The sequence below is a fragment of the Nonomuraea sp. NPDC052634 genome (assembly GCF_040678535.1).
Taxonomy (GTDB): domain Bacteria; phylum Actinomycetota; class Actinomycetes; order Streptosporangiales; family Streptosporangiaceae; genus Nonomuraea; species Nonomuraea fastidiosa.
In genome coordinates this window covers 739,182-748,247 of record NZ_JBFATY010000002.1, presented here as the reverse complement: position 1 = coordinate 748,247, position 9,066 = coordinate 739,182, and the positions used below count along the sequence as shown (strand labels likewise).

8 protein-coding genes and 2 rRNA genes (1 of these 10 cut by a window edge) are annotated in these 9,066 nt (G+C 67.5%); 5 read left to right on the top strand and 5 right to left on the bottom strand.

The window, feature by feature from the left end; genetic code table 11:
- The 3 genes from AB0K67_RS16040 to AB0K67_RS16030 all read left to right on the top strand — a co-directional run.
- Nucleotides 1–1,173, top strand: a 23S ribosomal RNA gene (locus AB0K67_RS16040) (it extends 1,784 nt beyond the left edge of the window).
- Between the two features lie 64 nt (nucleotides 1,174–1,237).
- Nucleotides 1,238–1,354, top strand: a 5S ribosomal RNA gene (gene rrf, locus AB0K67_RS16035).
- 824 nt (nucleotides 1,355–2,178) lie between these two features.
- Nucleotides 2,179–3,159, top strand: a complete 981-nt coding sequence (locus tag AB0K67_RS16030) for a serine hydrolase (RefSeq protein WP_364059527.1) — start codon at nucleotides 2,179–2,181, stop codon at nucleotides 3,157–3,159.
- Here AB0K67_RS16030 and AB0K67_RS16025 read toward each other — a convergent pair.
- Genes AB0K67_RS16025 through pstS form a run of 5 tightly spaced genes read right to left on the bottom strand, consistent with a single transcriptional unit; the run spans nucleotide 3,128 to nucleotide 7,611 of the window.
- Complete coding sequence (locus tag AB0K67_RS16025) at nucleotides 3,128–3,853, bottom strand: response regulator transcription factor (RefSeq protein ID WP_364059524.1); 726 nt, start codon at nucleotides 3,851–3,853, stop codon at nucleotides 3,128–3,130. The two genes, AB0K67_RS16030 and AB0K67_RS16025, sit on opposite strands and share 32 nt — an antisense overlap.
- On the bottom strand, nucleotides 3,853–4,632 hold the full coding sequence (gene pstB, locus AB0K67_RS16020) for a phosphate ABC transporter ATP-binding protein PstB (protein ID WP_364059522.1): 780 nt from the start codon (nucleotides 4,630–4,632) through the stop codon (nucleotides 3,853–3,855). Before pstB ends, AB0K67_RS16025 begins: the two co-directional genes overlap by 1 nt.
- A 15-nt stretch (nucleotides 4,633–4,647) precedes the next feature.
- Complete coding sequence (pstA, locus tag AB0K67_RS16015) at nucleotides 4,648–5,523, bottom strand: phosphate ABC transporter permease PstA (protein WP_364059519.1); 876 nt, start codon at nucleotides 5,521–5,523, stop codon at nucleotides 4,648–4,650.
- Nucleotides 5,520–6,500, bottom strand: a complete 981-nt coding sequence (pstC, locus tag AB0K67_RS16010; RefSeq protein ID WP_364059516.1) for a phosphate ABC transporter permease subunit PstC — start codon at nucleotides 6,498–6,500, stop codon at nucleotides 5,520–5,522. Before pstC ends, pstA begins: the two co-directional genes overlap by 4 nt.
- Before the next feature lie 7 nt (nucleotides 6,501–6,507).
- Complete coding sequence (gene pstS, locus AB0K67_RS16005; RefSeq protein WP_364059513.1) at nucleotides 6,508–7,611, bottom strand: phosphate ABC transporter substrate-binding protein PstS; 1,104 nt, start codon at nucleotides 7,609–7,611, stop codon at nucleotides 6,508–6,510.
- Between the two features lie 201 nt (nucleotides 7,612–7,812).
- Between pstS and AB0K67_RS16000 the strand changes: the two genes are divergently transcribed.
- Both AB0K67_RS16000 and AB0K67_RS15995 read left to right on the top strand, forming a co-directional pair.
- On the top strand, nucleotides 7,813–8,286 hold the full coding sequence (locus tag AB0K67_RS16000) for a low molecular weight protein-tyrosine-phosphatase (RefSeq protein ID WP_364059510.1): 474 nt from the start codon (nucleotides 7,813–7,815) through the stop codon (nucleotides 8,284–8,286).
- Nucleotides 8,273–9,058 (top strand): fructosamine kinase family protein, encoded by a 786-nt coding sequence (locus AB0K67_RS15995; protein ID WP_364059507.1) that lies wholly within the window; start codon nucleotides 8,273–8,275, stop codon nucleotides 9,056–9,058. Before AB0K67_RS16000 ends, AB0K67_RS15995 begins: the two co-directional genes overlap by 14 nt.
- Nucleotides 9,059–9,066 lie beyond the last annotated feature (8 nt).

Here is a 9,066-nt window from a genome sequence, read left to right as displayed (position 1 = left end):
CGGGAGCTGGTGGGGGTCGCAGTGGCCAGGGGGAAGCGACTGTTTACTAAAAACACAGGTCCGTGCGAAGTCGTAAGACGATGTATACGGACTGACGCCTGCCCGGTGCCGGAACGTTAAGGGGACCGCTTAGCTGACGTAAGTTGGCGAAGGTGAGAACTTAAGCGCCGGTAAACGGCGGTGGTAACTATAACCATCCTAAGGTAGCGAAATTCCTTGTCGGGTAAGTTCCGACCTGCACGAATGGCGTAACGACTTCCCCGCTGTCTCAACCGCAGACCCGGCGAAATTGCACTACGAGTAAAGATGCTCGTTACGCGCAGCAGGACGGAAAGACCCCGGGACCTTCACTACAGCTTGACATTGGCGTTTGGAGCGTCTTGTGTAGGATAGGTGGGAGACTGGGAAGCTCGGACGCTAGTTCGGGTGGAGTCGTTGGTGAAATACCACTCTGGTCGTTTTGAACGTCTAACTCTGGTCCGTGATCCGGATCGGGGACAGTGTCTGGTGGGTAGTTTAACTGGGGCGGTTGCCTCCTAAAGGGTAACGGAGGCGCCCAAAGGTTCCCTCAGCCTGGTTGGCAATCAGGTGTTGAGTGTAAGTGCACAAGGGAGCTTGACTGTGAGACTGACGGGTCGAGCAGGAGCGAAAGCTGGGACTAGTGATCCGGCATCGGCGTGTGGAAGCGGTGTCGCTCAACGGCTAAAAGGTACCCCGGGGATAACAGGCTGATCTTCCCCAAGAGTCCATATCGACGGGATGGTTTGGCACCTCGATGTCGGCTCGTCGCATCCTGGGGCTGGAGTAGGTCCCAAGGGTTGGGCTGTTCGCCCATTAAAGCGGTACGCGAGCTGGGTTTAGAACGTCGCGAGACAGTTCGGTCCCTATCCGCTGCGCGCGTAGGAGACTTGAAAGGGGCTGTCCCTAGTACGAGAGGACCGGGACGGACGAACCTCTGGTGTGCCAGTTGTACCGCCAGGTGCACGGCTGGTTGGCTACGTTCGGAAGGGATAACCGCTGAAGGCATCTAAGCGGGAAGCTCGCCTTGAGATGAGGTCTCCCACCCACGTTGTGGGGTAAGGCTCCCGGGTGATGACCGGGTTGATAGGCCGGAGGTGGAAGCGCGGTAACGTGTGGAGCTGACCGGTACTAATAGGCCGAGGACTTGACCACAAAGCTTTTGCTCGCGTTCACTAGGCAATTCTGAGACAGCAAATGGTGTGCTGTTTCGTGGGGTTACGGCGGTTATGGCGGGAAGGAAACACCCGGTTACATTCCGAACCCGGAAGTTAAGCTTCTCAGCGCCGATGGTACTGCACTCGGGAGGGTGTGGGAGAGTAGGTCACCGCCGGACAATCTTTGATGAGAGGGGTCTTGGTATCTGGTTTCGGATACCAAGGCCCCTCTTTTTTGTGTGTGTTGGGGTGGGGTTCTGGCATCTGTTGTGGTGTCGGAGCCCCTCTCTCTTTGTGTGTGTGTTTTGTGTGTGCGTGTGTGGGGGTGGGGTTCCGGCGTCTGGGGTGTCGGGGCGCCTCCCCCTTTTTGCGTGCGGGGCCGGTGTTCTTGGTGTCGGGGTTCTTTTGGTGCGTGGGGGGTGCTAGCGGTTGTGGTGTCAGGGCTTTTCTTCGGTGTGGGGAGGGGTTCTGGTGCCTTGGGTGTCTCCCTTTCTTCGTGTGGGGGAGGGGATGTGACGTTTTAGGGCGTCGTGGCCCCTCCCTTTTTTGAGTGGCTGGGTTTTTCTCCCTGGAGGGGCTTTTCGTGGCGGGTGTGTGGGGTTTCGTGCGTTGAGAGTGTGTGGGTGCGGTCGGGTTTTCTGTGGGGTGGGTTTTCGGCTGTTGCCGACCTTGCTTGGGCCTGTTCGCGCGCTCCAGGGTGCATTTGTCAGCGCGGGTGGGTCGGGGGTTCGTTGCTGCCGGTGGTGTTCGGGTGTGCCTTACAGGATGGACTGTTCGGGGTGGTGGGTTTTGGTGCCGGACTTGGGCGAGGGCGCTTGCCGGGGTGTGAGGGCTGGGGGTGGACGGGTCGGCTGGTGTTGCGGGTCGCGTGCTTGAGAGCCTGGGGTGGCTGGGTGGGAGAAGTTGTCGGGGGCGGTCTTCGGGTGAGGGCTGGGTTTCGGGGGCGGGAGTGGGGCTTCGGGCGGGGTGGCGGGGGTGTCGGGGATGTCGTGATAATGCTCGAATGGTCGGGGCCTGGGGCAGGGTGGCGTGGCTGTTCGTGGGGTTGCTCGCGTTGATTTCGCCGCTGGTCGTCGCCGGGGATGTCAAGGCGGTGGCTCGGGCGCCTGAAGGACGTGCGCGGGTGGGCCGTGTTGCGTCGCTGACCGTGCGGGTGCCGCTGCTCACGGCCGGGTGGGGGGTCTTACGGAGGCCGGAAGACGGACGACTGCTGGTGGAGCAGCAGCGGGTCGTGGCGAGGGGAGAGGTGCCGGGCAAGGAGATCTCGCGGCGGCTGGATCGGTATCTCGCGGGGCGGACCGGGCGGGTGGCGGTGATGGTGAAGGAGCTGGGGTCCGGGCGAACCTACGCCTATCACGCCGAGGAGCGGATGATCACGGCCAGCGTGGCCAAGGTGCAGATTCTCATGGCCTTACTGTTGCGCACGCCGTGGAAGAAGCTGCCGGCGGCGGTGCGGCGGGATGCCGATCGGATGATCCGCTACAGCGACAACCACGCGGCCGATCGGCTGTGGGAGCGGATCGGTGGGGTGAGAGGGTTCGACGCGGCGGGGCGGAGGTTCGGGCTGCGGCATACCCGGGGAGTGGCGGGCAGGTGCGTGGACCTGTACTGCTGGGGGATCACGCAGACGTCCGTCGACGACCTGGTACGGCTCATGGCGGCCCTCGTCGCGAAGAAGAGCCCGCTCAGGCGGCAGGACCGCGCTCAGGTGCGCAGGCTCATGGGCGCGGTCGTGGACGGGCAGGACTGGGGCATCAGTGCCGCCGCCTGCCGCGGTGAACGGGTGGCGCTGAAGAACGGCTGGCTGCGCCGGGTGTCGAACGGGCGCTGGGCCACGGCCAGCGTGGGCCTCGTCAGAGGTGACGGGCGGGACTTCGCCGTGGCCGTGCTGAGCGAGGGCAGCCCTCAGGTGGAGTACGGCATCGCCACCGTCGAAGGCGTGGCCGAGCGCGTCATGCGGGCTTTTCGGAGTTGCCCGGGGTGACCAGCCGGTAGCCCACGCCGCGTACGGTCTGGATGAGCTGGTCGTCCTCGTCGCCCAGGCGCGCCCGCAGCCGTTTGACGTGCACCGCGATGGTGTTCGTCGAGGTGTTGGCGGCGGCGTGCCAGACGTGGCGCATGATCTGCTCGCGGGTGACCGTGCGGTCGGCGTTGCGCATGAGGTACTGCAGCAGCTCGAACTCGCGCAGCGGCAGGTGGACGGCGCGGCCGCCGACGCGTACCTGGTAGGCGTGGACGTCCAGCTCGACGCCGCCGACGGTGAGGACCTTGCGCGGCTCGGGGGAGCTGGCCTGGATGAACGGCAGCAGTTCCGGCACCCGGTAGGGCCGGGCCACGCAGGCGGCGGCGCCGGCCGCGAGCGCGCGTACGGCCTGGTCGGCGTGCCCCTCACCGACGCCGAGCAGGACGGGCACCGAGCGCGCGAGCCGTACCGCGCGGACGAACTCGACCGGGTCGATGACCGGCAGCGTGGCCGCGACGAGCACCACGTCCGGCTGGAGCGCTCCGGCCTGCAGCAGCCCTTGGGCGCCGTCGGGCGCCCCGGTGACGGCCACGCCCTCGCGTTCGAGGGCGGTGGCGACGTCGTCCACCACGGAGCCGTCGGGGTCGGCGATGAGCAGTACGGGCTTGGCCCTGGTGTCCCCGTTCATCGTGGGCGCCGCCTGCTGGTGGGTCATCAGCCGAAGCGCCCCGTGATGTAGTCCTCGGTGGCCTTCTGTGAGGGGTTGGTGAACATGCGCGACGTCTCGTCCATCTCGATGACCCTGCCGGGCTTGCCCTGTTCGGCGAGGTTGAAAAAGGCGGTGCGGTCGCTGACCCGGGCGGCCTGCTGCATGTTGTGGGTCACGATGACGATCGTGTACTGGTCCTTCAGCTTGGCCATGAGGTCCTCGATGGCCAGCGTGGAGATCGGATCGAGGGCGGAGCAGGGCTCGTCCATCAGCAGGACCTCGGGCCGTACGGCGATCGCGCGGGCGATGCACAGGCGCTGCTGCTGGCCGCCGGACAGGCCGGCGCCGGGCTTGTTGAGGCGGTCCTTGACCTCGTTCCACAGGTTGGCGCCCTTGAGCGAGTCCTCGACGATGTCGTCCATCTCGGACTTGCTGATGCGGCCGCCGTTGAGCCGGAGCCCGGCGGCGACGTTCTCGTAGATCGACATCGTGGGGAACGGGTTCGGGCGCTGGAAGACCATGCCGATCATGCGGCGCACGGAGACGGGCTCGACGTCCGGGGCGTACAGGTCCTCGCCGTCGAGCAGCACCTTGCCCTCCACGCGCGCGCCGGGGATGACCTCGTGCATGCGGTTGAGCGTGCGCAGGAACGTCGACTTGCCGCAGCCGGACGGGCCGATGAACGCGGTGATCGACCGCGGCTCGATGGTCATCGACACGTCCTCGATCGCCTTGTGCGACCCGTAGTACGCGTCGAGGCCCGAAACCTGGATCTGCTTGGACATTGTGGTTATTACCCCCTATCGGCCCTTGGCGGGCGCACGCCACCAGGCGATCAGGCGCGCCACCAGGTTCAGCAGCATGACGATCAGGATCAGCGTGAGGGCTCCGGTCCACGCCCGGTCGATGGCGGTGTCGTTCGGACGGGCCGCCTGGTCGAACACGAAGAGGGGGAGGCCCATCTGCGGTCCGTTGAACGGGTCGTGGTTGATGGAGTTGGTGAAGAACACCGTCATCAGCAGCGGAGCCGTCTCGCCGGCGACGCGGGCCACGGCCAGCATGACGCCGGTGACGATGCCGGTGAACGCGGTCGGCAGCACGACCTTGACGATGGTGCGCCACTTGGGCACGCCCAGCGCGTACGATGCCTCGCGCAGGTCGTTCGGCACCAGCCGCAGCATCTCCTCGGCGGACCTGACGACCGTCGGCATCATCAGGATGGACAGGGCGAGCGCGCCCGCCCAGCCGGAGTAGGGGAAGCCGAGGAAGAGGATCCAGAACGCGAGGATGAACAGCCCGGCGACGACCGACGGGATGCCGGTCATGACGTCGACGAAGAAGCTGATGGCCCGGGCCAGGCGGCCGCCCGCGCCGTACTCGACGAGGTAGATGGCGGTGAACAGGCCGATCGGCACCGAGATGACGGAGGCCAGCAGGACCTGTTCGAGGGTGCCGACGATGGCGTGGTACGCGCCGCCGCCCGCGTCCCTGGCGCCGATGCCGTTCATGGAGTGGGTGAGGAACTCCATGTCGAAGCGGGCCAGGCCGTTGGAGACCACCAGCCACAGCACCGAGACCAGCGGCACCACGGCCAGCACGAACGCCACATAGACCAGGGCCTGAACGACCCGGTCCTTGATGCGGCGGCCGGTGGAGATGCGTTGAATCGAGGTCATGCGCCGGCCCTCGCGTACTCCTTGCGGCGGTTGATGATCAGTCGCGCGGCCATGTTGACCAGCAGCGTGATGAGGAACAGCACCAGACCGGAGGCGATCAGCGCGCCCCGGCCGATGTCGGTGGCCTCGCCGAAGCCGTTGGCGATGTTGGCGGCGATGCTGTTGGCGTGCGGGGTGAGGATCTCGAAGGTGATGTCGAAGGTGGCCGGGAAGATCAGCGCGACCGCGATGGTCTCGCCCATGGCGCGGCCGAGGCCGAGCATGGCGGCGCTGATGACACCCGGACGGCCGAACGGCAGCACGGCCATCCTGATCATCTCCCAGCGGGTCGCGCCGAGCGCGAGCGCCGCCTCCTCGTTCATCTTGGGCGCCTGGAGGAACACCTCGCGTGAGATGGCCGCGATGATCGGCAGGATCATGATGGCCAGCACGATGCCGCCGGCGAGCATGGTCTTGCCGCCGATCACGCCCTCGCCGGCGAACAGCGGGAACCAGCCGACGTGCTCGTTCAGCCACTGCGACGGCGTCCGCATGAACGGCACCAGGAACGCCAGGCCCCACAGGCCGTAGACGACGCTGGGCACCGCGGCGAGCAGGTCGATGAGGTAGCCGAGCGGGGCGGCGAGCTTGCGGGGCGCGTAGTGCGAGATGAACAGCGCCACGCCGACCGCGATCGGGGTGGCGATGACCAGCGCGAGCGCGGAGCTGAGCAGGGTGCCGAAGGCCAGCGCGGCGATGCCGAAGACCTGCTGCCCGTTGGGGTCCCAGGTCAGCTCCGTGAGGAAGTTCGCCTTGTTCGCCTGCAGCGCCGGGATCGCCTCGCTGATGAGGAACACGGCGATGGCCGCCATGATCGCCAGCAGGATGACGCCCGCCGCCGTGGAGACGAACCGGAAGGGACCTTCACCGATGCTGCGCCGCGAGGCGGACCGGCTGGTGTCCGGTCCGCCTTCACGGGTACGTACGTCCGTCGTCATGAGCCGCTCAGGAGATGGCCTCGACGGCGGTCCTGACCTTGGTGAGCAGGTCGCCCGAGAGCGGGGCGTAACCCAGCTCCTTCAGCACCGCCTGGCCCTCGTCGCTGGCGGTGTAGGTCAGGAAGCTCTTGACGATCTTCTGCTGGTCGGCGGGCAGGCCCTTCTCGCAGGTGATCTCGTACGTCACCAGGACGATCGGGTAGGCGCCCGGGGTCTTGGTGGCGTAGTCGATGGACAGCGCGAGGTCGTTGCCGGTGCCCTTGATCTCGGCGGTCTCGACCGTCTTGGCCGCGCTCTCCGGGGTCAGCTCGACGAACTCGCCGGAGCCGTTCGCGATCTTGGCTTTCTGCAGCGAGGAGTTCTCGGCGTACGAGAGCTCGACGTAGCTGATCGCGCCCTCGGAGTCCTTCACGCTGGCGGCGATCTGGTCGGAGCCCTTGGCGCCCTGGCCGCCCGCCTCGGCGGGCCACGCCTTGGCCGGCTCGTACGGCCAGTCACCGGTGGCCTTGAGGAACTTGGTGAAGTTGTCGCTGGTGCCCGACTCGTCCGAGCGGTGGACCGCCTGGATGGGCGTGGACGGGAGCTGGGCGTCCGGGTTCTCGGCCTTGATGGCCGGGTCGTCCCACTTGGTGATCTTGCTGTTGAAGATGCCGACGAGCGTCTTCGGCGACAGCTGCAGGCCGTCGACGCCGGGGAGGTTGTAGACAACCGCGATCGGGCCGGTGACCATCGGGATGTTGATGGCCTTGCCGGTCTTGCACCGGGCGTCGGCCTGGGCCGGCTCGTCGTCCTTCAGCGCCGAGTCGGAGCCGGCGAAGGCGACCGTGCCCTGGATGAACGCCTGCACGCCCGCGCCGGAGCCGCTGGGCTGGTAGTTCAGGGTCACCCCCGGGTTCGCTGCCGTGAAGTTCTTCGTCCACTCGGTGATCGCGTTGGCCTGGGCCGAGGAGCCCGCGGCGTTGATGGAGCCGCTCAGACCGTTGTCCGCCGCGGGCGCGGCGGCGCTTGCGGAGGTCGTGCTGCCCGAGGGGTTGTTGTTGTCTGTGCCGCACGCAGCGAGCGAGAGCGCGCCGGCGACGGCGACGGCGGCGAGCCGGCCTGCATACTTCACGGTTGGGTTCCTCCCACTTGGTCCTTAGTCGGGCATGAAGCTAGGCGGCGAAAGTGACTCGGCCCCCGAGAGCGGATGAACGGACAGTGAACGCTGTGGGTCGGTGTGCTGCACCGGCCCCGCTGCGGCCGGTTCATCCGGCGCGGTCCGTACGTGAACGGCGCAGGTCGGAGCACTTGCCCGGCTGGCCACAATGGAGGCATGACGTATCGCGTATGCGTGGTGTGCATGGGGAACATCTGCCGGTCGCCGATGGCCGAGGTCGTGCTGCGGAAGGTGCTCGCCGACCGGGGTCTCGACGGCCAGGTCGTCGTCGAGAGCGCCGGCACCGGAGGATGGCACGTGGGCGACCCGATGGACGAGCGGGCGCTGGAGACCCTCTCCCTGCGCGGCTACGACGGCTCCTCGCACCGGGCCAGGCAGTTCACCAGGGACTGGTTCGACCGGTACGACCTCGTGCTCGCCATGGACCGGGACAACCTGTCCAACCTGCAGCGGATCGCCCCCGAAGGGGTCGAGGTGCGGTTGTTCCGGTCGTTCGATCCGGCCGCGCCGGAGGGGGCCGAGGTGCCGGATCCGTACTACGGGGGCCGCGAAGGGTTCGAAGAGGTCCTCGACCTGGTCGAGTCGGCCGCCGAGGGCGTCGCCAAGCACATCGCCGATGAGATTCACTGAGGAGCTGGGCACCTCGCACGGCAGGCGGCTGCGGCGGGGCGTGCTGGACGACGGGCGGGCGGTGTTCGTCAAGAGCGGTCCCGCCTCCGAGGTGCTGCTGTCGGAGGCCGCCGGGCTGCGCTGGCTCGGCGAGGTCGCCGCGGTGCCCGAGGTCATCGAGGCGGAGCCGGACCGGCTGGTGCTGGCCTGGGTACGCGAGGAGCGGCCCACCCCCGAGGCCGCCGAGCGGTTCGGGCGGACGCTGGCGAGGATGCACCGCGCGGGGGCGCAGAAGTTCGGCGCGCCGTGGCCCGGGTTCATCGCCGAGCTGCCGATGGACAACGCGGCCGCCCCCGACTGGCCGGCCTTCTACGGCGAGCGACGGGTGCTGCCGTTCCTGCGGCAGGCGCGGCTGCCCGCCTCAGACGTCGCGCTGGTCGAGCGGGCGGTGGAGCGGCTGCCCGAGGTGGCGGGGCCCGCCGAGCCGCCCGCGCGGATCCACGGGGATCTGTGGAGCGGGAACGTGCTGTGGTCCGGCGGGCAGGGCGTGCTGATCGATCCGGCGGCCCATGGCGGGCATCGGGAGACGGACCTTGCGATGCTCGATCTGTTCGGGCTGCCGTATCTCGATCGGGTGCTGGGGGCGTACCAGGAGGAGTGGCCGCTTGCCGACGGGTGGCGGGAGCGGGTGCCGCTGCATCAGCTCCATCCGCTGCTCGTGCACGTGGTGTTGTACGGCGGGGGATACCGGGACGCTTTGATGGCCGCCGTGCGGCGGGTGCTGGCGCTCTGAGCGGCCTC